This is a genomic window from Paraburkholderia sp., from assembly GCF_036488505.1.
Taxonomy (GTDB): Bacteria; Pseudomonadota; Gammaproteobacteria; order Burkholderiales; family Burkholderiaceae; genus Paraburkholderia.
The window spans coordinates 23,869-48,307 of record NZ_DASXHN010000201.1 but is presented as its reverse complement, the minus strand read 5'-3'; the positions used below and the strand labels follow the sequence as shown (position 1 = coordinate 48,307).

Annotated in this window: 18 protein-coding genes; all 18 read right to left on the bottom strand. The window is 61.2% G+C overall.

Annotation, left to right across the window (positions count from 1 at the left end):
- A partial coding sequence (locus VGH68_RS12055) for a type VI secretion system Vgr family protein (RefSeq protein ID WP_331603849.1) occupies positions 1–2,339 on the bottom strand: 2,339 nt, incomplete at its 3' end.
- Positions 2,340–2,347: 8 nt separating this feature from the next.
- On the bottom strand, positions 2,348–6,505 hold the full coding sequence (tssM, locus tag VGH68_RS12050) for a type VI secretion system membrane subunit TssM (protein WP_331603848.1): 4,158 nt from the start codon (positions 6,503–6,505) through the stop codon (positions 2,348–2,350).
- A 13-nt stretch (positions 6,506–6,518) separates the two neighbouring features.
- Entirely contained in the window at positions 6,519–7,874 is a 1,356-nt protein-coding gene (gene tssL, locus VGH68_RS12045) for a type VI secretion system protein TssL, long form (RefSeq protein ID WP_331603847.1), read from the bottom strand.
- Entirely contained in the window at positions 7,871–9,220 is a 1,350-nt protein-coding gene (gene tssK, locus VGH68_RS12040; RefSeq protein WP_331603846.1) for a type VI secretion system baseplate subunit TssK, read from the bottom strand. The genes tssL and tssK overlap by 4 nt, the downstream gene beginning before the upstream one ends.
- Positions 9,217–9,771, bottom strand: a complete 555-nt coding sequence (gene tssJ, locus VGH68_RS12035; protein ID WP_331603845.1) for a type VI secretion system lipoprotein TssJ — start codon at positions 9,769–9,771, stop codon at positions 9,217–9,219. Before tssJ ends, tssK begins: the two co-directional genes overlap by 4 nt.
- Before the next feature lie 138 nt (positions 9,772–9,909).
- On the bottom strand, positions 9,910–10,392 hold the full coding sequence (locus tag VGH68_RS12030) for a type VI secretion system tube protein Hcp (RefSeq protein ID WP_331603844.1): 483 nt from the start codon (positions 10,390–10,392) through the stop codon (positions 9,910–9,912).
- A 127-nt stretch (positions 10,393–10,519) separates the two neighbouring features.
- Positions 10,520–12,022 carry a type VI secretion system contractile sheath large subunit gene (gene tssC, locus VGH68_RS12025; RefSeq protein WP_331603852.1) on the bottom strand — a complete coding sequence of 501 codons (1,503 nt, stop codon included), beginning with the start codon at positions 12,020–12,022 and terminating at the stop codon, positions 10,520–10,522.
- A gap of 44 nt (positions 12,023–12,066) precedes the next feature.
- Complete coding sequence (tssB, locus tag VGH68_RS12020; protein WP_331603843.1) at positions 12,067–12,618, bottom strand: type VI secretion system contractile sheath small subunit; 552 nt, start codon at positions 12,616–12,618, stop codon at positions 12,067–12,069.
- Between the two features lie 207 nt (positions 12,619–12,825).
- Positions 12,826–14,490 (bottom strand): OmpA family protein, encoded by a 1,665-nt coding sequence (locus VGH68_RS12015; protein ID WP_331603842.1) that lies wholly within the window; start codon positions 14,488–14,490, stop codon positions 12,826–12,828.
- Positions 14,491–14,562: 72 nt separating this feature from the next.
- Entirely contained in the window at positions 14,563–15,180 is a 618-nt protein-coding gene (locus tag VGH68_RS12010) for a DotU family type IV/VI secretion system protein (RefSeq protein ID WP_331603851.1), read from the bottom strand.
- Between the two features lie 30 nt (positions 15,181–15,210).
- Entirely contained in the window at positions 15,211–15,771 is a 561-nt protein-coding gene (locus tag VGH68_RS12005) for a fimbrial protein (protein ID WP_331603841.1), read from the bottom strand.
- A 74-nt stretch (positions 15,772–15,845) separates the two neighbouring features.
- The gene (locus tag VGH68_RS12000; protein ID WP_414696932.1) at positions 15,846–18,698 is read right to left on the bottom strand and encodes a fimbria/pilus outer membrane usher protein; all 2,853 of its coding nucleotides are present in this window, start codon (positions 18,696–18,698) and stop codon (positions 15,846–15,848) included.
- Between the two features lie 12 nt (positions 18,699–18,710).
- Complete coding sequence (locus tag VGH68_RS11995) at positions 18,711–19,484, bottom strand: fimbria/pilus periplasmic chaperone (RefSeq protein WP_331603839.1); 774 nt, start codon at positions 19,482–19,484, stop codon at positions 18,711–18,713.
- Between the two features lie 88 nt (positions 19,485–19,572).
- Positions 19,573–20,112 (bottom strand): fimbrial protein, encoded by a 540-nt coding sequence (locus VGH68_RS11990; RefSeq protein WP_331603838.1) that lies wholly within the window; start codon positions 20,110–20,112, stop codon positions 19,573–19,575.
- A gap of 202 nt (positions 20,113–20,314) precedes the next feature.
- A complete protein-coding gene (locus VGH68_RS11985) occupies positions 20,315–20,962 on the bottom strand; it encodes a response regulator transcription factor (RefSeq protein ID WP_331603837.1) in 648 nt (215 codons plus the stop codon).
- Positions 20,963–21,698: 736 nt separating this feature from the next.
- The gene (locus VGH68_RS11980; protein WP_331603836.1) at positions 21,699–21,920 is read right to left on the bottom strand and encodes a hypothetical protein; all 222 of its coding nucleotides are present in this window, start codon (positions 21,918–21,920) and stop codon (positions 21,699–21,701) included.
- 284 nt (positions 21,921–22,204) lie between these two features.
- Positions 22,205–22,651 carry a Fur family transcriptional regulator gene (locus VGH68_RS11975; RefSeq protein ID WP_331603835.1) on the bottom strand — a complete coding sequence of 149 codons (447 nt, stop codon included), beginning with the start codon at positions 22,649–22,651 and terminating at the stop codon, positions 22,205–22,207.
- Positions 22,652–22,992: 341 nt separating this feature from the next.
- Positions 22,993–24,429: a basic amino acid/polyamine antiporter gene (locus VGH68_RS11970; RefSeq protein ID WP_331603834.1), complete on the bottom strand. Its 1,437-nt coding sequence runs from the start codon at positions 24,427–24,429 to the stop codon at positions 22,993–22,995.
- Positions 24,430–24,439: the final 10 nt, after the last annotated feature.

Sequence of the window (24,439 nt, the reverse complement as noted above, 5' to 3'; positions counted from 1 at the left end):
CATGGCGTCGGCCCGGTCCTGGGCGGCCGTGTCGGCGGCGTCGCGGTCGACCGTGTCCATGTGGGTGCCGGTCTCGGTGCCGGTGCCGGTGCCGGTGTCGGTGCCGGTCTCGGTGCCGGTGTCGGTGCCGGTGCCGGTGTCGGTGTCGGTGTCGGCGGGGTCGACGCATCCGGGCCGCCCGGCAACGGCAAACACGGTATGCCCGGTAGCCCCGGCAACTCTCCATCCGCCGCGCCGAGCACGACGACCGGAACCGGTACCGTCGTGCTATTCCCGGGTTCGAGATCTCCCGGATTAAGTTCCAGCGGCATGCCCTGCACGACGACGCGCTCGTCACCCTGGATGCGAATGCATTTGCCGATCAGCTTGATCTCGCCGTCCTTGTTCATCGTCAACGACGATTTGCCGCAAACGATGGACAGCACGCCCCCCGCGGACAGCGAATAAGCGCCCCCCACCGCGTGCGACGACGCGCCGCCGACCGTGACTGAACGGGCTCCGCCCACCGTCAACGCGGATGCACCGCCAACCGCCGTAGCCTCCGCTCCCCCGATAGAAAGCGTCTGCGCGAGGCCTACCGAATAAAACGCGGCCTTCTTCACATGCACGGAGTACTTGCCCCCTACCGCGACGCTGTGCGCCGCCGCCACGCCAACCGTATAGTCGGCGCCGACGACATGAGACTCATTGGATTTCGTCAGCCGGCTCATTTCCCGCTCCGCCTGAATCGAGAATTCCTCGGCACCCGTCTTGTCCTCGAAACGAATGCTGTTGAAATTCTGCAAGCCCCCTTCTATCGACCGGCTCATGAAGCCGCTTTGCGTCGCGTTGCCGGGCAATTCATACGGCGGACGCGTGAGTGTGTTGTACAGGCTGCCGGTAATCAGTGGACGATCCGGATCGCCATTCCAGAAATCAACGATCACCTCCTGTCCGATGCGCGGAATGTAGAGGCCGCCGAAGCCCGCCCCGGCCCATGCCTGGCTCACGCGGACCCAGCACGAATCCGTTTCGGCGTCGCGGCCGTAGCGGTCCCACGCAAAGCGGACCTTCACGCGGCCGAATTCATCGGTCCATAGTTCGTTGCCCGGCGGCCCCACGACGATCGCCGACTGTGGGCCACTCACTCGCGGCTTGCGCGTTTTCCGCGGCAGTCTGAACATTTCGCTCGTCGGCTGCACGTTGAATTTATTGGTGCAGGTGTATTCGTAATGGCTGCCCGATTCGTCGGGGTTGCCGGTCAGTTCAAGTTGCGTGTCGATGACCAGGTATTCACAATTCGCCGCCGTATGGTCGTAATGAGCCAGCTCGAACGTCTGGCCGCACGCGAGCCCGCGCACGTTGCCCGCGCCACTCGCACGCCTGCCGGGCGCGCGCAGCGCTTCCATACGGGTGCGAGCCAACAGGTCACCGTGGCTGCCGTCGGTGTAGTCGCCGGGCCACTCGTAGCGCTCGAGCGTATTCCAGTCGGTATCGCGCGGCTGCTGGTTGATCGCGCGCAGATCGGCGCGCGATCGCGTGAAGTCGAAGTCGCTCGCCACATAGTGGCCGGTGCACAGTGCTTCTGTCGTCGAGAACTCGCTGATGTACTCGGTATCGGTTTTGCCGCCCTGCGGCTGGAAAACCAGCGTCTGGTAAGACGGATTCGCCGACTTGCGGTGCGCACCGATGTGATCGCACAGCACAAGCCGGTGCTTGCCATCTGAATGCTCGAAGAACCAGTAGATGCCCCACTCTTCCATCAGACGCTGGATAAAATGGAAATCGGCTTCGCCGTACTGCACCTGGAACGCGCGCGGCTCGTTGCGCGGGCTTTCGCCGTTCAACTCATAGCGGCTAACGTCAAGCCGCTTTTCGACCGGGTACGGATAGTCCTTCAGCACCTCGTCGATGATTTCGATGACGGTCTTGTCCTGAAACGTCTTGAAGTCGGTCGTCAGTGTGGCGAGCCATAGCCACGGTTTCAGCACGACGCGATAGACGTTGTACCGGCCTTCGCGGCACACGTACGCCGCCTCGGCGACGATTCCGGTGATCTCACGCTGGGCCGCGTCCGCGTCGGCCGCCAGTTCACCAGGGCGATCGAGCTCCATCGTCACGGTCATTTCCTTGCCGAGCAGCGCCGCCAGGTCGATATTGGCGCTGACCGCAAGCGGCACCGTGTAATCGTCGGGCGTGCGCAACCGCAGTTCGTAGCTAAACAGCTCGCCCAGACACTCGTTGCCGTTCAACGACATGAACTCGAGCGCAGGCTGCCCGAGTAGCCGCGGCATGGCCGCACTGGACACCGTAACGGCCCGAGCCTGAACGGCGCTATTGCTTAACGTGCTATTTGACATTCACCCCTCTAGACTCTATTCATCGAAAGCGACCCGGCGCGGGATTGCGCACCGGTACGTCGAAACTGCAACCGGCCACCGCCGGCGGAGAAACCCGCCGATGCCGCAGTCTGGCCCGCGCTGTCTTTACTACTACCGCTGCCAGGGCAGCGAAAGCCGCTGAGCAGGCCCGTCAACTGTGCCCCCGACTGGCCGCCCGCTGTCAGTTCGAGCACGGCGCGGCGGCCGTCGAAATCGAACTCCACCGCGGTGCGGGTGGACGACGAAGTCGACGTCGCGCGGCCACGGTCGATCAGGCGGAACAATGCCCACGGTCCTTCGGCCATGATGGTCGACGTGTCCGGACGGATGCGGGGATTCGCGGTGATACCGACCATCGAACCGCCACGCGGGCCGGGCCAGCCGACCGGGAATGTCGTGACCGGGCCATGGGCATACCGGTGGCTCTGGCCGTCGATATCGATTACTAGATCGGTGATTTCCGGATCCAGCGACACAACCTTCACGCCCATCTTCCAGGCCATCCGGTTCGCGCCCGGATCGCGGAAAAACACCTCGCGAATCTCGGCCGCCCGCTCGAACGGCTCGAGGCCCGGGCCCCGCATTGGCGGCATACCGAGATTGACCGGCTTGTAGCGCCATGGCCGACTGCTGGTGTCGACGTGACTCGCGAGCGTCTTCTGGAAGAAGTCGTCGAGTAGCCCACCTGCCGCGAACACCCGGTTGAAGTCGTCGACGTCGACTTCCTGGACGCTGGCGGCAAACGGATACCTGCCCTCGATCGCGCGACGGCACTGCGCGCCGACGCTCGACTCGACCTGCAGCGCCAGCAACGATCCGACGCCGCGGTCCAGCTTGTTCATCGACTGCGAAGCGATACCGGTCAGGACCGCGCGAAATGGCGCGGGTAGCTTCTCTGCCTCCAGTTGCAGCGTGGAGCCGAGGTCGCCGACGGCCGGCATGCTGTTGGTCGCGAGCACGTTGCCGGCCATCACGAGGTGCGTGTACTGCTCGTTGATCAGGCCGATGATCGCGTCGAGCCGCAGCGCAGTGCCGCTATGCATCGGCATTTGCGCCGACGCTGGCGCCGACGCTCCCCCGTTGCCGGTGCCGGCGTGGCCGGTCACGACTTCGCGCAGCGCGGCGAAGCGGTTGTCGACCAACTCCCGTTCCATGCGCTGCCGCGCGATCTGACCCAGCGTCGCCGTCGCAGCCACAGCGCTTGCCGCGCGCGCTGCACGCGAGCGGCGCATGACGGCATTGGCCGCGCTATCGGCGAGCGACGGCTCGTCCGCGCTGTCGGTCACCGATAGCGACGTCTCGTGCACCGCCGTGCGCGCCAGCCGCGCGAGCGGCGAATCCGGCGCGGCGAGCGTCCGCAGCGTCTGCAGATCGAGCGCCAGCGTGCCGTCGCCGCCGGCAACCGGCCTGACGTCGTCGAGAAACTGCTGCCAGTAGTTGCCGTAATCGGTCAGATACTGGCGCCGGATTTCGTCGGCGACGCGGTCCTGGCGAGCACCTGACATGTCGGCGGCCGCGTCGCCAGTGCTATCACGCGCTGAATCGGCGCGCGCGCGTCCACCTGCCCACCGTCGCCACCGCGCCGATGCGTCGGCCATGCCCATCACCCACGCATCCTGTTTTTGCGCCTGCTCGAGAAACTCGGTCAGGCGCGGGTTAAAAACGGCGTGATAACCGTCATAGGTATAGAGACCCGGTATGCCGCGCTCGAGTGCCGACCCCTGTGCCAGCGAGAACACCGCACTCGCCTGCGGACCCGCTGCGCTGATCAACGTGACGCTCTCGGGAGCTTCAGGCGCCATCGCGTTCATCGCCCGCTCATAGAGCCGCCCGGATGCCGGGTTACGACCGAGAAAGTCGCGCGCACGTGTGACGAGTGGCGCGCTAAGCGGCTGCGCGGGGACCGCGGGCACGCCGTCGACGAACAACGCGTCGAGATGGCGCGCCATCACGCTGCGCTCGCCGATCGATGCGACGCTGTTCGCTCGCTCCCAGTCGCCGAGCACCCATGCCTTGATCGCCTTTGCGTCGTAATGCGCGCGGTCGAAGAGCATCAGATACACCGACAGTGTGCGATAAACAGCATCAGCGTCTTGCGCGCCGATCTGCGTGTCGAGCACCGTTTGGAGCCGGCCGGCGATTCGTGGCAGCAGCATCTGATGCAACAGATTACTGTGGGTCCCGCTGGCCGCCCCACGCACGGCGGTCACCGTATACAGCCCGTAGCGCCATGCGATACCGGGGCTGCCGAGGTCCAGGTCATGGAAGCTCGGCAACTCGTGCGACGCGGATAGAATCTGCCCGGTCGCGCCTTGCTGTGGCACCTTACGCTGCGCAGCCAAACGCGTGGCGAGCGTATCGGTCTTGTGATCGATCGCGGCGAGGTAGTTGCGGTTGTTGTCGAAGCTCACGACGAGCGCGCCGATAAGCCAGACCGCAACGACGACGGACAGCAAATGGCCGACGACGCGCAGCGCACGAAAGCGCATCTCCCAGTATCGGTTCGGCCGCACGAGATGCCCTTCGGCGAGAATCACGCGCTGAAACAGATTGCGCAGAAAATAGCCACGATAGGCGCTGGGCGGGGCCTCACCTGGCGAGGACATAGACGACGCCAGGGGCACCCACCCGGCCGCCCTGGCTCCGCCGCCGGCGATGCCCGCCAACCCGCGACTCAGCCGCTGCAGCAGTGTCGTGCTGTCGGCCGGCACAATTTCGTGAGTCTGCGCGGCGCTCGTGAAATACACGCCGCGCAACGTGCTATTGAGCTGCGTGTCGTCGTATTTCGAATCGAGAAACACGAGGGCGAGAAGTTCGGTCAGCTCCGCGCACAGCGAACGGAACTCGGACGGCAACGCATACAGTTTTCTGCGCCGGTCGACTTCATACACTTCCGAAAGACGTGTATTGATGCCGTCTTCCAGTCCCTGTTCCAGCTCGCGCAACTCGGCCGCACAGCTCAAACGCAGTGCGTCGCGATGCTGGTCGTCACCGTCGTGCCGATACGGCAGCGTGAAGCCGAAAATCTGCGCGCGGCTCTCCGCCGTGAGCGACTGGAAATACTCGGCGAAGCCTGGCAGCAAATCGAGCTTGGTGACGAGTACGTAGACCGGAAAGCGGATACCTAGCTGCTGACGCAATTCGCCGAGCCGCGCGCGCAACGATGCGGCAAGCGTGTTGCGCTCTGACGCCGAACATGTCAACAGTTCCCCGACGGAGACGGCCAGCAGTGCGCCATTGATCGGCGCACGCGGGCGCCGCTTGCGCAGCAGCGCGAGGAAGCCGTGCCATTCGGCTGCGTTCGCGGACTTCTGGTCGCGCGGTTCGGCGTCTTCCGCGTTGCTGCCGTCCGGCGCGACCGGCGAAGCCGCGTCGTGCACCGTATAGCGACCGGCGGTATCGATCAGGACCGCTTCGTTCGTGAACCACCAATCGCAGTTTGGCGTTTCGACGCGGGTTTTCAACGACGCCCCGGCCATCTGATCGGCGTCGGGGAAATCGAGCCCTGAATTGAGAATCAGCGTGGTTTTGCCGGCGCCGGACGAGCCGATCACCATGTACCACGGCAACTCGTACAGATAGCGCTGGTTTTCGAGCAGACGGCGCAGTCCGCTCGGACCGCCGCGCAGGCGCTTGAGCTTGTCGATCGCTTTCGTGACCACCGAGTTGAGCGCGCCGATCTCCTTGCGCGCGAGCGGAGCCGTGTCCGCTTTGCGTGCGAACGGATTCAGGATGCGCTGCAGGAGTGCCTTGTCGTCTTCGACCGCCTTCAACAGGCGGTAGATTGCATAAATCGTGTAGCACGCCAGCAGCACGGAGATCAGCAGCGCGCGGGACCACCGCGTATCGAGCGGATGCGTATCGCCGAATGCAAATCCCGGTCCGAAGTGCCAGATCCACAGCGCGACACAAAGCAGCCCTACGCCGATCACGCCGGCCGGCAATCGCAGCAGCCAGAACAGCAGCACCACCAGCAGCAGAATGATCGTCAGCGTGCGCGACAGCACCGTCTCGAGCGGCCGATAGTCGCCGAATGCGATAAAAGGACCGATAAACCAGACGACTGCGGCAATCACAAGGATCGCCGCGAAGATCAGCGTCTGGCGCGTAAAAAGATGCTTTCGAAAGCGGTTCAGATAGGACATTCAGGCTTTCCCGTTATGGCGCGACGAGGACTTCCACGCGTCGATTGCGGGAACGACCTTCCGCCGTGGTGTTGTCCGCGAGAGGTTGTGTATCGCCCTTGCCGATTGCAACGATGCGAGCGGCAGGCATGCCGTGCGCCTTGAGCACGTCGGCGACAAACGCCGCGCGCTTCTCTGACAACGCCTGGTTGTCCGGAAACTCGACGGTATGAATCGGCTGGTTGTCGGTGTGCCCGGTCACGGTGACATGGCCGCCGACACGCACGACCTCGCGCGCCACCCTTGCCAACACGGGGTCGAGTTGCGGTCGCATGCGGCTTTGTCCCGCAACGAACATATCGTCCCCGCGGAAAACGACTCGACTGCTGCGCTGATCTTCGTCGACTGTCAGCTGGCCGCGCGCAATCTCATTTTTGAGCAGCGCCGACAGACGCAGTCGCTCACGCGCGACGGGCACCTCCGCCCTGATCTCCACCGGATGCCCGATTGCGACAATCTTCGCCTCGAGCGCATGGCTTTCGGACAACAGCCGGTACTTGTACCAGGCAAAAATCGAGAACACGCACAGCAGGGCAACGCTTGCAGTCGCCCACACCGGCACGCTTTTCAGGAGCGGCATCTTGCCGGGCTCCTCACCGCGCCAGTGAGGCGACAGTTCAAGACGCATCGTGTCGCGCGCGCCGCTGATCAGCGTCAGCAAGCGCTGGCGGATCTGTTCGAGATGGCGCGAACCATCGACGACCACGCTATAGCGCCCCTCGAAACCAAGGCCGAGAACGCGGTATGTCACTTCGAGTACGTCGATGTATTCCTGAGGATCGGTCGCCATACGCCCAATCAGCAAGAAGAACTTCTCACCGCCGTCGACTTCGCCTTCGAACGTGATCAGCAGGCTGCGCGTGGCCCACGCGCCACCGCCGCCCCAGCGCGTGCGGTTCGCGGCTTCGTCGAGCGCGGTGCATAGCGCGTAGCGAACCGCCGCCACGTGCTTCCATGGCAGATGAGCCTTATCGCAGACTTTCTGGAACGCGGCGACTTCGCGTACGAGCAGCGAGCGCAGGGCCGCCATCGCGGCCGGCGAATCAAGCTCGGCCGGCATGTCCGCCAGCATCCGGAGCAGCGGCTGCGCAGCTTCGCGTAATGGGTTCTGCGCCGCCCGCGTACGTTCGACACGCGTTTGCAGATCTTCCGGCGGATCGAACGCGGCCGGATCAAACGCGGCCGGTTCGACGACCGGCTGCTGGCCGGCAGTGGCTGCCGCCGATGGGCCGACCGACGGCAAGGCCGATGGCAGATCCTTCCCCGAAGCGGCGTTGTCCGCGGTCGTCAGAAAGTCGAACGCGTCGTCTGCGTATGCGCCTGTACTCATTTGTGACGCACGCCCCACAGTTCAAGCTTGAGTTCCGGAAAATGGCCGCCAATATGCATCGCGAGACCACCATGACGCGCGATCTGCTCCCAGAAAGGCCCGGTGCGTGAAAGCTCGAAATAGATGAAACCGGAGTTGAATGGAATCTGGCGCGGCGGCACCGGCAGCGGCACGATCGTCAGCCCGGGCAATAACGAGCGAACCAGCTCCTGCAAACGCTGCGGATGGCTGATCTTCGTCTGCGCGAGGAACTGCTGCTGCAGCAACTCCGGCTGCATCTGCGCGCCCACCGCGAGCACGACACTCGAATAGCCGGCCAGCTCGGTCGGCAGGACCGCGGCGGTGCGAATACCGTGCGCCTGTTCCGTTAGCGCAATCGGCTGCGCGCCGCGAATCAGCACCTGGTTCAGCAGATGGTGAACCTCGTCGACGAGCGGTTTGATGCTGTGGTACAGCTGTGCGTGGTCATAACCGGGTGCGGGGGCCGGCCGCCGTGTTTGCGGACGTACGAACGTGGACAGCTCACCGGCAAAGAGGGCGAGCTCCCGATACAGATTAACGGGTGCCGTTTCCTCCAGCTGGCAGATGTGCTCAAGCAGTGGCTCATAGCGGTTGAGCACCTGGAGAAGCAGATAGTCGGCCACTTCCGCGGCCGCGCCCGCGCGGCCGTCGGCGCCGGAAAGACGGGCGGCCAGCGCGTCAGCGCGCAACCTGGCGAGACCGTGCAGCTGCATCGTCCATTCGCGCAGAAGCGGATTCGCACCGCAGCCGGTGACCGGAGGAATGTGCTCGGAATTGTGCAGCGACACGGCGCCATCGGCATGCAAAGTCTTCACGCGCGTCAGCGCAATGCCAATCCACGACTGCGTCAGCTCCTTCTCCGGCAATAGCCGCAGACGCAGGTTCGCCAGTTGCACCGGCTTCGGACCCTGGCCGATCGCGTTGCTGTCACGCAGCTCCATGTCGTACGCGAGGTAACGCGACAGCGATCCGCTCTGCTCGGTAAAGGCGGTTTCCTCGGTATTGGGCAGACGCAGCGGGACTGCCAGGTAAATTACCTGGTCCCGATGCTCCGCGCCGATCGTCAGCGGCGGCGGCGGCGGCGTCAGACCCGGCACGTCGAACGGCGTGCCGTCGGGAAACACGCCGAGCCCGCTCTTGAACACGAGCTTGCCGAACGCGAGCGATTCCTGGTCGATTTCATACCGGCCGAAGCCCCAAAAAAACGGGCTTAGCGGCGCACTGCGCCGGTGCGCGAGCGACTCGAGGTATCGCTCCTGCTGCTGAAACAGCTGTGGACGCAGGAACAGACCTTCGCTCCACACAACCTTGTTATACCAACTCATCGAAATTGATCTGTCTTTGAAACCGAAACAGCGCGCTGGTGAAGCTGGATCATCAGTTTCTGTTCCTTGTCTGGAATAGCCACCCGATACCACGCGGCGTCGGGTGCAACCGGCAACCGGTACACCGCACGCCACACGGATTTGGCAAGCTCCCGGTAGCCGGCGAGCACGCCAATCACAGTGGTAGCAGGGTTAGATTTGCGCATCAGGTCGCGCTGTTCACCGGGGCGCAGAATGAATTCGTCGACAACCAGCGCGTCGTCGCCAAGGACTTTCCTGTCCTCGCCGTGCAGCGTGAAGAAGTCGGCGCTCTCGAATGCCGTCGCGGACTTCAACTCATAGACCCGGACCTGGATCGGCGCTGCGTTGCCCCACTCGTTCGGATTGACGTTGTCGCTTGCGGCTATCCGCAACCGCAGGTTCGTCTGTTCCTTGAACACAGGAGCAGGAGTGCTGCTGCACGCTGTCAACCCTATGCTTACTCCGCTCAGTGCCAGCCAGCTCGTAATGCGCAGCCACGTTGTGAAGCGGGAAAATAAGTTTGGAACCATCTAGCGGAGTCGAGGTGATCTTACGCGTCGCTCTGAACGAATTAACCAGGGCGACGGCATACAGCCCGACGCCCTGGCGAACGCTGGTCTCCCCGCCAAGCGTTTCAGCGAGGATCCCAATTCAGCAACGCATATGAATTAGGCGCTGTTCTTCTTGATATCGAACGTTGCCGTGATCGCACCGCCGCTCCCGCCTTGTGCGTTCTGAACCACGTACTCCTGCTTCAGGCGGGCAAACGACAGACGCACCTTTTCGCTGGGACGCGACTCGCTATTGCTCACTCCCGACGGCTCCACCGCGGTGACCAGCACATCGTTCATCGTGAGCTTGATGTACTCGAGCGGATTACCCCCCGCCTTACGCACAACGAGCTTCGCTTCGTCGATATGCTTGCCGGTCAGGCAGTACTGCGTCAGGTTGGGGGTCGCACGATCGATGTAGTGTACGAACGAAAGGTCATCGACCGTTGCACGACCTGCACCACCGCCGGAGCCGACGTGCATGTTGGATTGCTGGGTCACGCTCCACGACCAGCTCAGGACGTCGATTTCGTCCTTATGGGTCGCGTCCGTCGACTCACCATCGATCCCGTTGATTTTGAGAAAGATGTCTTGCGCCATGAAACTACTCCTTGCGACTTGTAGCTATTAAAGATGTTCAATCAAGTCAGGCATATTTAATGAGCGCCTGCCTCTCGCTCAGTTACCGGCTGTCACCGGATATCACGGAATAAGCGGTAGGCTGCGCTCAAGCGGCCTCTTTCACGATCGGCAGCTTCGCGACAAGGCGCAGCGACACCGTCAGACCTTCGAGCTGGAAGTGCGGGCGCAGGAAGAATTTCGCCTGGTAGTAGCCGGGATTGCCTTCGACGTCTTCGACCACCACTTCCGCAGCGGCCAGTGGTCGACGTGCCTTGGTTTCCTGCGACGAATTCGCCGGATCGATATCGACATAGTTCATGACCCACTCGTTGAGCCACTGCTGCATCTCGTCGCGTTCCTTGAAGGAGCCGATCTTGTCGCGCACGATGCATTTCAGGTAGTGCGCAAAGCGCGAGCAGGCGAAAAGATACGGAAGGCGCGCGGACAGGTTCGCATTCGCGGTTGCATCCGGATCGTGATACTCGACCGGCTTCTGCAGCGACTGCGCGCCAATAAACGCCGCGTAATCGGTGTTCTTGCGATGGATCAGCGGCATGAAGCCGTTTTTCGACAGTTCCGCTTCGCGACGGTCGGAAATGGCAATTTCGGTTGGGCACTTCATGTCGACGCCACCGTCGTCGGTCGGGAAGGAGTGGCATGGCAGGTTTTCGACCACGCCACCGCTTTCGACGCCACGAATCAGCGTGCACCACCCGTACTTCCTGAACGAACGGTTGATGTTCACTGCCATCGCGTAGGCCGCGTTCGACCACACGTACTTTCGATGATCGGAACCGTCGGTTGCTTCCTCGAAATTGAATTCGTCGACTGGATTCGTCGTGACGCCGTACGGCAGACGCGACAGGAAACGCGGCATCGCGAGACCGATGTAGCGCGAGTCTTCCGAGTTGCGCAGCGAGTTCCACGGCGCGTACTCAAGGTTCTGCGTAAAGATCTTCGTCAGGTCACGCGGATTCGCGAGTTCCTGCCACGAGTCCATTTGCAACACCGACGGCGCCGCGCCACTAATGAACGGCGCATGCGATGCCGCCGCCACCTTTGCGATTGACGAGAGCAAATCCACATCGCGCGGCGTATGGTCGAAGTAGTAGTCGGCCACGAGACACCCGTAGGGCTCGCCGCCAAGCTGGCCGTATTCCTCTTCGTAAACCTGCTTGAAGAACGGGCTCTGGTCCCACGCGATGCCCTTGTAGCGCTTCATCGTACGACGCAGGTCTTCCTTCGAGACGTCCATGAAGCGGATCTTCAGCTGGTCGTCGGTTTCTGTGTTCGTAACGAGATGATGCAGGCCGCGCCATGCGCTTTCCAGTTGCTGGAATTCGTCGTGATGCAGGATAAGATTGATTTGCTCGGAAAGCTTACGATCGATCTCACCGATGATCGATTCGATGTTCTTGTATGCGTCGTCGGAGACGGTTGCAGCGGTGAGCAGCGCCTGCTGCGCGAGCGTTTGCACCGCGTTTTCAACTGCTTCGCGCGCGCGCTCTGTTTTCGGCTTGAATTCGCGTGACAGCAGCGCGTTGAAATCGGATTGACTGGTGACGCTCGAGGTTGCCTCGGCTTGAATCTTCGATTGGCGTTGGGCCATCATTTCCCCACTGGTTCAGGCTCTGCTTTCTGGGAAAGCACAAATCACTCGTTGACTGCCGGCTCGTCGGCGGATGCCGCTTGCGGGTTCTGCAACCTCGCCGGTTTCGGCGTCTTCGCAAGCGCCTCGAGCAGCGCCGGGTCCTTCAGAACCTTGCTGACGAGGTTCTCGGCGCCGCTTTTACCGTCCATGTAAGTTTGCAGATTAGCGAGCTGCGTGCGTGCCTCGAGCAACTGCGCGAGCGCATCGACTTTCTTCGCGACGGCGGCAGGCGAAAAGTCGTCCATGCTTTCGAACGTCATGTCGACCATTAACTCGCCTTCATTCGTCAGCGTGTTGGGAACCGCGAAAGCAACCCGCGGCTTCATGGCCTTCATTCGTTCGTCGAAGTTATCGATGTCGATACTGAAGAATTTTCGATCGCCAACGGCAGGCAGCGGCTCGAGCGGCTTGCCCGACAGGTCGGCCAACACGCCCATCACAAACGGCAGTTCGACCTTCTTTTCCGAACCGTAGATTTCGACGTCATATTCGATCTGAACCCGGGGCGCACGATTACGTGCGATGAACTTTTGAGAACTGTTGGAAACCGGCATATTGCTCTGACTTTATTCACTAAAGAAAAAGGACAAGCGGCGATTCAGCAAGCTTCGAAGAAGCACAACCGCAAAGCAAAGATATTAAGTAGAAGAGTCGCCGAAGGACATGGGCAGTTGCCCAAAAATGGATCGTCTCGTCCTTATTGATTGAATCGGCTGACGTGTGAGACGAGGAAAGTGCGGGCTAACTGGCGCCGAGCGGCTTCAATCCGCTCGCGAGTCGGGCACCAAGGTGATTTCAACACGACGGTTCGCTTCTCGGCCGATGCTATCTTGGTTACTGGCGACTGGGCGTGTATCGCCGTAACCCTGAATCGCGAAGCGTGTGACAGGCAACGAGGCAGTGTCGACAAACCAGTCTCTAATAGCGCGCGCTCGCGCCTCGGAAAGCGCCAGGTTCGCGGCGCTCGTGCCGACATCATCCGTATGGCCCGCGATCATAATTCGCTTGCCCGGGTTCGCGAGAATCAGATCGAGAGCGGCCTTGAGTTTCGGCTCGGCACCTGACTTCAGTGCGGTCTTGCCGCTATCGAACAGCGCCAGGTTGTCGATCGTCACGCCTCTCGGTGGGCCGGATTTCGAGCCGATATACTCTGGCGCGGCTTGCAATGCTTTTTCCTGATGCCGTGCCGCGTCGAGCCCGGTGGCCACGCCGGCGCTCGCGTGGCGGCGCAACTCGGCGTGCTGGCCAGGCAACACTTCCGGTTGCTCGCGCTGCCTATCCGCCTGCGCCGCGGGCGGGGGCAAGAAGGCATCGGCCTCGCCAGCGACGCCCACGGCCGGCCGGCTCTGCATCCAGACCGACGCGCCGATCCACGCCACCAGCAAAGCGGCCAGTGCAGCGGTTGCGGGCGACCCTAACCAACGCGGCCTATGCCGGCCGCTCATTGTGGCCCGACGCACACACGCTTGCGCCGTGATGCTGGGCAGCGGCAGCGGCAGCGGTTGTCTGTCCGGGGGTATCGGACACGGCTGCAGGCCGGTCTTGCTGGTCAGCCAACGCGTCCACGCGCCGGCATGCACTGGCGAATACCCGAGGTCGGACAGCAACAACCCGCGCAAGGACAATGGCGCGGTGTTCGCGAGCGATGAAAGAATCGACAACAGCGCGGCATCTTCGAGCCAGTCGAACACCGCGTGCCCGAGCGCGGCGTGTGTCGCCAGCGAAGGTCGTGCCATCGCAAGCCATGCCCGGTCCAGTTGGTGCCGGATCACGCTGACAGCGTGCCGCGCGTGTTGAATTGGCGCGCTGGTCGACGATATGTCCATGACGTCGCCGAACCATATGCGATGCGCTGCACCGTCATCCTTCGCTCCGAGACACCCGTAGATCGCGATATAGCAAGGCAACACGCGCGCGCGATCATGCGCGGTTTGTTCGAGTTCATACCGCCAACGGGAAAATTCCTGGCGAATCACCGCGTCGTCGCGGTCGCCGTCGGCAAGGACGGGCATCAGCACGGCAGTTGGCTGCCGCTGATGTGAATCCTTGATGGTGGCAATCGATGCCGCCAGTGCATCCGGCGTCTTGACAAGCATCCACAGCGCATCGCTCGTGCGGCGCAGCGTGGATGTCCGCGCACCGCCTTCAAACGCCGCCGCGGCATAAGGCCCAGCGACGAGAATCACAGGCAATTCGCGCGGTTCGTCCGGGCTCATTGGGTCAGCGTTGCGATCCACGGGCCGTCGCCTGCAGGCAAGGAGAGCGGCTGCACCCAACGCCGTCAGCAAAAACGACCTCAGCGATACGGGCGACACCGGGAGAGAATCGCTCGCCACCCACAGCGATATCAGGCCGATGACGAAAAGCGCAAACAGCGCCAGCGGCGAGCGGTAGCAGACTGCGAAAGTCACGATGAGCGCCAGCACCCGGAAAAGTCGTGCATCAAATACGCGCGGCAGACGTCCGATCGTGGCGTAATGGCTTGCATTGCACACGATCTATAGTGACGCGAGGATGGCGATGGCGGCGACGATCGAACCGATGACAATCAAGCGTGTGCGCGACACCCTCGGTATAAGCCGCGCATACGAGTTGTCCGGACGCTGCGGCGGTGAGACGATGGTCGCCGCCGCTACGGGCGCCGCGCCCCAACCAAACACCGGCCCGCTCACCGCCAATTTCACCCGGCGCCGACAGGCATCTGCATCAGTTCGACCTCCGCAAAAGCCTAGCGCAAGGAGAACGCCGTACAACTCGAGTGCCGCTCGATCATGACGGCCGTTATCAAGCAACGCGTCGATACACTGCCAGACCCGTGACGCGCCGTCGCTCAGTCCATGAAAGCGCATCTGCAAGGATTCGCGCGACCATTCGCCATGTTGTGAACGGGGTAACGCACGCAACGTCAGTTCGTCGAGCAATACGCTTTGAGCGAGGCTGACTTCGTCGATGCACGCTGCCGGACATTGCACGTCCTCCATGGCCTGCCGTAATGTCTCGACTAGCGCGCTACAGCGCGCACGCCAGACATGGAGTGCCGGAATCTCCGCGCCACCGAGCAGCAAAGCCGCGTGCAGCGCAGTAGGTCGCATCAGCGTAGCGATTGGGTTAGACATTATTGAAGAGGAGCGCATTCGTAGCCAGCCTCAAGGCACTTCCAGAACATAGGTCACGAAAGTGTTCACCCTGCCTGCAGTGGCATGCCCAGTTGAGTAGTAGCTTGCAAAGAACGTAGCCGGCGTTGGGTCTGTGGAGGTGATCGGAATGATCTTCATCGTCGACCGGTCGCCCACCCTGATCGGCGTACCATCCGAATTCGCGAGCCTGATCTGCACGTTCGAGGCTGACGTCACACCGCTAACGGTTTGCGGGTTCAAATGCCCGGTTACCGGGTCAGTAGCCGGCCCGCTTTCGAAATAAACGCGCGCGCCTGTCACGTTGCTCGGGCATTGCATTGTGATGGTGAAATCCTTCTCGCCAGCGACCGCCCCTGGTGTGGCAAGCGACTGCGTCGAAACGCGCGGCAAGGTTTCCGTCATGTCGGGCGAGCCGGACAATTGGCAGGTTGTTGCGACGTAGTTACCGGTGAAATCAAGCCTGACCGAAGGCGAAGACTGCGCGACAGTTTGCGCGGGCACAGCCAGAATGCCGGCCATCAGGCCAAGCATCAGGCCTGCAATCCGCAAGTATTTCTCAATGTGGTTCATTTCCCGACCTCCACTGTCGGCACAATCATTGGAACCATGACGCGCGACGACACGTGCGCATCGCGATTCGCAGATCACTGAAGAGAACTGGCAGGAGCCGCACCCACAGCGGCATTCACGGCGCGCTGCTCCGGCGGCGGGGACCAGATCAGAGCCGGATCGCAAGTCAACTTGATACGAGCGACGATCGCCGAATGCGGGTTGCTATCAGTCTTGTTGTCCGTCTTTTCGTCCGGGATCGTATAAGCCATCACGCACTGCTCGGCAGCGCCGGTACCCCAGCGCACGCGTAGCTTGCCGTGATCGTCGAGGCCGCGCAGGTAGGCCAGGCCGCCCTGACCGACGATGCCAACCGATTTTTCGGATTCGTCGAACAGCTCCGCGCCCATCGGCAAACTGTTGCCTTGCGGGTCCTCGACCTCCGCGAAAATGGGCGTGCCCTGTGTTGTCGCGATCTTCACTTTAACGAGCGAATTGGCGCGCGGCACCACTTCCTCGCTCGTATTGCCGAGTTCAACGTTGAGCGACACGTCGCTCGGGTCGAGTGCCACCGTATTGACGCGGTAAGGCATCAACGACGGCAACACCGCATAGCCGTTGTTGTCGATGCGCGCACCCTGGCCATTGATGATCCGTCCGCCCTCCGCCCCTTTCGCCTCGACCAGTGCAAACGCCTGGCCAAGCGGCGGACTCAATGTCACGCCGCCACTGTGCACGACCACCGCCCCGTCGGCATTGAAGGCGGCTTGACGGGCCTGGTTACTGATCGACGCGTTGCCGTTGTAGGTACCATACCGCCCGCGGTACATCGCATAGCCGCCTGCGGAAACGGTGCGGTTGTCAGCGGAGACGATCCGCGACGCATTGACACCGTAGTTGACCGGGGTCGCGCCACTTGTGCTGCCCGAAGCCGTGGCCTGAAGCGTACTGTCGCCGTCCGAGCTGCGCGACAGGTTCGTGCTGAGGTAGTCGAACATGTGCTTCGCATTCGAATCGACCCGTCCTAACGGGACGGTGAGATTTATGCCAACCTGCGTGCTCAGCCGTGAGTTCTGCAGACGCGAGCGCTGCGCATACAGCGAATAGGCGATGCGCTTATATGAGCTGTTCAAGCCGACCTGATACTGCAGGTCATACCCTTTGGCACTGCCCCAATAGTTTTGTGAACTACCGGCGATATAAAGCGAACTGGACTCGCCGATCGGCTGATTGATATTCAGCTGCAGGCGGCTGCGCGTACGATAGTCGTACACATTCGCGTTTGCCGCCGTATTGTTGCGCGCGTAGATGGCGTCGCGCAGGCTGTAGAAGCGCGCGGTGGAATAGCGGTACGCAGCAACGGAAAAATTCGTGTTTGTTCCGGGAACAAGCTTGCTGTAACTAATTCGCGCGCTATAACCTGGGCGACCGTTAGACACGCCCGATACCTGGGTGCCCGCCGCGGTAACATCCAACGCGACAGCGCCAAGTGGCGTATTGAGCGCGATACCGACAAGACCGGCCCAGTAGCCGTCGGAAAACTGAGCGCCGGTATAGCCAGTCAAAAGGTTCGTCATACCTCGCTGATAGATGCCCTGGGCGACCCAAGGATGGGCATCGAGCACGGTGTCGCGATAGGTACCCGTCGTTATGCTGAAGCGCGAGACGCCAGGTCTCAGCAACTGCGGCACAGAGGCAAACGGCACGAGAAAAGTTCGTTGACGACCGTCGGCTTCCGTTATCGTGACCTGCAGATCGCCACCGTAGCCTGTGGCCGGCAGGTCGCTCAGTTCGAACGGGCCCGGCGGCACGCTGGTCTCCGTCACGATGATGTTGTTCTGACGTACCGTAACGCGTGCGTTGGTCTCGGCGACACCCCGCACGACCGGCGCGTAAGACCTCACCGAATCCGGCAGCATGCGGTCGTCGGTGGAAATCTGCACGCCGCGCACGTTGAACGAATCGAATACGTCGCCGCTCGTCGAACTGTCACCAATCGTAAATTGGCTTTTGAGCAACGTAATGTCGTGCTGCGCAAACAACGCGACGTTTTGCCAATGCGCATCCGGCGAGCGGTTCTGCCAGTTCGCGGTGGACCACTGGCGAAGACGCCAGCCGTTGATATTGATCCCACTCTGCAGGCCGAGATACACGCTGTTCAGATCCGCACCGCGGTTCTGATGGCTAGCATAGCTCGCCAGGTTGTATTGCAGGAAACCGGCGTTGATGCCGTTATCCCACCGGGACGGATCGACGTATCCGGCGGCTTCTTTGCGCAACTCAATCTGAGGCACTGAGAGATCGAGTTGCAGATCAGCGGTGTTGAACGACGCGGCTGATCCCGGCACGGCTTGTGATAGCGGGATACACAACGACGAAGACTCCGCCGCGTCAAGCTGATTTTTCCCGGCTTCCCTAAGCCGGTCGGTTACGCGGCTGGTATCGACACCGATGCGGTCCAGCGCCGGCATCGTGAAGCACGGCGCGGCGATATCAGAGCCCGGCACCTCCCGAAACAGGACTTCCAGGCGCCCGCGCTTTTTACCATTGACGAACAGCTCAAGCGGATAAAGGCCAGGCGCGACGGGGTTGCCTCGCGTATAGCGCGACAGATCGGCTACATTGCCAGTAAAGAACGCAGGATTGAACTCGACTTCCTGAGGGGTTTCCACTGGAGCGGCGGCGGGAAGCAGCGTGTTGCGAACGACGCCGTCAAGCGGGGGCACCGGGCCAGTTTCCGCAGCCTGTGGTGGCAACTCGGGGGCCGCACAATCGCCGGCCATCTCTGCGCCTGAACCGTCAGTCGAACAGGAGGCAAACGCGGAATCCGCCGAGAATGCCCAACATCCTGACGCTACAATCGCCGCCCAAGCCAGCGGATGACACCGGAAAGGGAAGCTACCTAATACCGATCCTACTGCCGCTTTCTTATTCCGCACGCACGACATCCCGTAATCTGATTATTGGTCTTTCTGCACTGGTGTGTTCTGTGTTGGCAGAACCTCTGCCGAATCCTTGATCGGACTACCGAAATCGTTCAGGACGGTGTATGAGATCGTTGCAGGCGCTCTGATATCGAGCTTTCCTGCCTCCGGTACGAGATCGACATGGCCGAAAGGAGGTGCCATATCAGGCCGCAACGAAACCCTGCTATTTCCGGCGGCTACTTCCGCGCTACCGATGGAAATGTAGTAAGGCGACGGATTGTCCAACCGGATAACGCGTTCGCCTTTGTCGTCTGCCTCGACATGCCATTTGAGAAGCGCGCGCCCCGCTGTCGGGTCATCGAGCAACGAAGCGGGCCGATAAAACATCTTGATGCGAGTACGGAAAGCAAGCTGGATCATATTTCGCTCATCGGCATCCTTAGGCTTAGGCGGGATCTCCAGCACGTTCAACCAGTACACGGACTCACGGTCCTTCGGCATATCGCCGCCGGTGAACATGATTCGCAAAGCCTGGCCGCGCTGAGGCTCCACTCTGAATACTGAAGGCAGCAGCGTGAACGGCACCTTGATTTCATTCGGTGCGGCTGCAGCGTTGCCGTCGTCGAGCCAGGCCTGAACGAGCACGGGTCGACTATCGACGTTGTTGAGCCGAACATTGACCTCGCGGTTTCCAGCTGGATAGACGACTCGTGTGCCGGTAATCGTGATAGCGGCGTGTGCGGCGAAAGTCGCTGCACTGCAAACAACTGCGGCGGCCGCCAAAATACGGAGTTTCATTGAACGCATACGCCCCTCCAAGCGATCAAACAGCTGAAATGTCGAGTCAGGCTGCCCGCCAAATGGAAAGCAACCCGATGTCATTCGGCTTTGATGCTTACTGGTATGCCAGCGTATAGCGCACGATCGCCGTCACGTTACCGGCCGTGGTGGGTGCCGTTGCGTAGTACTGGCCGCCGTAGCTCATTTCGGCGGTGCCGGAGGCAGCATCAATCGGGACAAACGTACCGGTGCTGCCGAGTTTGATCGGCGTCGTACCGTCCCGGTCCAGCAGCTGGACTTCAACGTTCCCTGCGGGGGAAGCGCTAGCCTGGTTCACGGCATTACGAGTGTTCGGGCTCATATTCGTGGTCTCGAAATGAGCGGCAACGCTAGTCAGCGTCGCAGGGCATTGCGACACCGAAATCTCGAACATCCTGGAGCCAGCGACTTGCCCGGCAGCAGCGAGCGACTGAGTGGAAAGGGTAGGCAGCGTAACGGTCTTATCGTCGTCGCCGGCGTCGATTACACAGGTGTCATCGTACAGTTCGCCATTGAACGTTACCTGACCAGTGCCGGGCGCCATTTGTGCAAAAGCCATCGGTGCAACGGCCAAACCGAGCATTGCGAGCGTCAGGTGCTTGACTTGTTTTTTCATCGATTGATTCCTCATCCTGTTGCTATCTCAAACTACCAACCTTGGTAAAGCCGAGGTATTCAGCGATCTTCAAGGTAGAGGAATGATGTCATCGCGACGGACAGCTGTTAATGGGCGATTGCCCAAAATGTATATCCGTTCGCGCAAGCACGGAAAACTGCACAAGCTGTCGGAACAGGTCTGAGGAACACGGCGACGAAGGCTACGAGCAAAACTCCCGCATGATGGCAACGAGCTCGACGTCGTTTCTGACTCCGAGCTTCTTCATTCCCGCGTTCTTCTGATTGCTCACAGTCTTGGGACTGCGCTTGAGCCTCTCGGCGATTGCGCCAATTGACATGCCGTTACAGATCATTCTTACGACCGTCGCCTCTTTTTCAGATAAGGCGTTGCGGGATGCGTCAGTTTCGCCGGTACGGCGCACCGTGGACTGCATCTTTGTTGCCAGTGAATCGGGCAGGTATACGCTACCGGCCCTGACGGTACGAACGGCTGCGGCGAGATTGGCTAGCCCCTCGCGTCCCTTGCCGACGAACCCAGCCGCCCCCGCACTGAGCGCGGCCGAAACGATATATGTGGAGCTGTGCGCGCTCAGAAACAGAACTTGTGTGGCCGGAGAAATGCGCTGAATGCGGTCGAGAAGATTCAGGCCATCGGCATATGGGTCGCCCTCGAATTCGTAGTCGCACACGAGCACGTCCACGGGAATTTGAGCCAACAGTTCAAGCAGCTGGCCGATGCTTTCACTTTTGAAGTGGATCTCGATGTCCGGACATCGCGACATAATGTGCTCGACCCCGAGCAAAACAAACGGGTGATCGTCGGCAATACCTAGTCGTATCTTTCTCATTCGTGCTCCAAAACCAGGTTGATGAAAATTTCGGCAGGGTAAGCACACGCACGCATCGCTACTTAACTTCGACGTTCTTCCACATCGCCGAGTGAATAAGACTCGGCCTGGTTGCTTGCGACCGACTCATCCACGAACGCGGCAGTCGCTTCGCACCGGAAGATCGTTCAGGCGCGATAAGCTGCTACCCGCGACGATTGACGCGATTTCTCGAGTCGGGTTTAGCCGAGCTTGGCTACCGCGCAAAGAGCTGCCCTGAAGGATTCTGATGACGACCGCGACCGCGCGACAGGATTAGCTTTTGGTGATCTTCAATAGTGTCGCTAAAGGTAACGACCAGATGGCCGCGGATTGACGCAACGCAAATGAACCAGGCAAGCAGTTCGGACACGATTGCTCACGCGCGTTGCAAGGATTTAAACTAGCCTGTCAAATGCGTGGGGCATTATATGATCCGCCGTGGATGGACCAGCTAAGAAGATTCCTATATGTCCAAATGGAGACCAGCGCGTGACCGAGCTGACGTCAGAGCGGATGGTTGCGTGCACTCGCAGCCTGCACGCTCGATGTCTTGCGGTGTTCAAGCGACCGACGAGTGGCCAGTTGTAGCCGATGCTGGCATTGACGGTCGCGATGAATTCACAGGCGACTGCCATCTGTTTCGAAGAGAGGTTAAAGGAATGCGCCGAAACGGCCAGATTAACGCGCGCCAGACAGCAGTCATATAGCCTGGCCGCTACTCTGCTGCGTTTCCATGCGCAGAGGAAGCGGCGCGCATTTCTGTGCCTGTCGAAGCCTCCTCCCTGATCCGGTCGATGATTTCCCTTCGCCGTTTCGGAGACGCCTGAAGCAGCACGTTCATCGTCGAGATGAACTGCTGCTCCTCCTTCCTGGTGAGACTCGCAAACGCCAGTAGCGCCTGCGTTGTTGCAGACTTCTCTTTCCCGGACATTTTCATTCTTCTCGCCTCCTCACGATGTCGCAATTCGATCAATATCAAAAAGATCGACGATTAACGGAATGGGAAAGCGCGAGGCTTTCGATTTCATTCTCTCGGTCGAAAGCCAATCAATAAATTTGGCGTGTATGAAAGATCGGATTGTTGTGCATGTCCGTCTGGTTGCAGTCCCGCGGCTTGGCCGCAACAGGCAGACAAGTTGGAGAAGCAATCGCCGCGAACGTGTGACCTGCACCGCCCGCTCGCGCAGCGGTGCCGCACGCATGGCCTCGCGTTGCCGCTCGTTAGTTCGGGATGACCGTGCGCGCGCTGAGACTGGCTTTTCTGCATTCGGCGCACCGGCCGAACAGCACCAATTGCCGTCGCGATACGTCGAATTCGAATTCATTGGCCACCGCGCGCTGACGCGCTTCGATCTGCTCGTCGAAGAACTCGCGGATGCCGCCGCATGCGGTGCATACGAAGTGATCGTGCGGCTTGCCGTCGTTGAGTTCGTAGACCAGCCGGTCTTCGCCGAGCGCCAGGCTGCTCAGCAGTTTGCTATCGACGAGCAGGCCCAGCGCGCGATAAAGCGTGCCGAGACTCATATTGCGCGTCTCGCCGTTCAGGCTTTTGTAAACTTGCTCGGCGCTGAAATGCTCGTGCGCGCGCTGATGAAAAAACTCGAGCACCAGCAGGCGTGGAAGCGTGGGCCGCAGACCGGCTCGCTCCAGGATTCGGTGGATGTTCATGAAGTTAATGGCAACGCGAGCCATGCGGTCGAGCCGCGGGAACGTGCGCCGTGGCCGGCCGAGGCGAAGGAGTGGCCGACAAGCCATCACCTGCGTCGCGGGATCAGGAGCGCAACACCAAACTATGGAAGCCGCGTCCTTAAGACAGGCTTAAGCGGCGATTCCCGCGCTCAAAAGAGGCGCCGCCGCAAACAGCGAAGTGACGGTGTAAAAGACCACATCAGCGGCGAACGGTCTCCCGCAACCGTTCCGGCCCGCCGCTCAGCGCGCGAAACACGCGCAGTACGTCCCGCGCACAGCGGCGGTTCAACCGCCCTCGCGCGAGTACGACAATCGGCCGCTCAGATGACAATCGCGCCGGTTGCGAGACCCGCCAACGCGGCGATCGCGCCGCACAGCGCGACCGCGAAGATGATCCACTCCGCCCTGGAGAACACCCGCAGCCCGCGTTCCCGTTTGGCTAGCACGTACAGTACCGTGCCTGGTGTATAGAGCAGCGCCGATAGTGTCAGGAATTTGACACCGCCGGCGAATAGCAGAAAGGCCGTGTACAACGTCGCAAACCCCGCGACGAGGTACTCGGTGCGCAACGCGCCGGTCAACGCGCCTCCGCTTTGCGCGCTGTCATGGCGCGCGGCCTTGATCCCATAGGCGGCGACGAGCAAGTACGGAACCAGCACCATCGAGCTCGTCAGATTCAGCATCAGCGCAAACGCGTCGTTCGACCAGTACGTGCTGATCACGAACAACTGCACGACGGTACTGGTGAGCCAGATCGCCGCGACCGGCAGTTTGCGGTCGTTTTGCCGCGCGAAAATGCGCGGCATCGTCTCAAGTCGAGCGGCGGCGAACAGCACCTCGGCGCAGATCAGCGACCAAGCGAGGTAGGCACCGAGAATGGAAATGATCAGCCCCACGCTGACGAACACGACGCCGAATGGACCGAGTAAAGCGCCGAGCACCGCGGCCATCGATGGCTGGCGCATTACCGCAATATCGGCCCGCGGCAAAGTCGCAAAAGGCAGTAGCGTCACGAGCACCAACAGGCATAGGACGGCCACGAAGCCGGTGATCGTCGCCGTGCCAACGTCCGAGCGCTTCTTCGCGTAGCGCGAGTACACGCTTGCGCCTTCGATGCCGACAAACACGAACACGGTGACGAGCATCGTCGCCCGGACCTGCGAAAACAGACCCGCACCGATTTCGGCGCTGCATTCCCGGAGATTCGAATGGAACATCCCGGCGCGAAACAGCACGATCAGCATGATGATGAACAGCACGATCGGAATGATCTTCGCGACCGTAACCACCGTATTGATCATCGTCGCCTGCTGCACGCCTCGCAGCATCACCGCATGAAATAGCCAGATGCCTACTGACGACACGATGATCGCAATCGCCGTATTGCCGTTGCCGAATGCCGGAACGAACGCGCCAAGTGTCGACTTGATCAGCACCCAGTAGGACACGTTGCCGAAGCAGCCGGCCATCCAGTAGCCGAACGCGGACAGGAAGCCCGCATAGTCGCCAAAGCCCGCTCTCGCGTACGCGAACACGCCCGCATCGAGCTCGGGCCGCCGCTCGGCAAGCGCCTGAAAAACGCGTGCCAACGCATACATGCCGATGCCCGCCACACACCACGCGATCACCGCTCCGAACGGCCCGGTTGCGCGCGCGAAATTGCGCGGCAACGAGAAAATCCCCGCGCCCACCATCGACCCGACGACCATCGCGGTCAACGCGGGCAGCGACAGTTTCGTCTGGACCTGGCTTGTCATCGTCGACGAT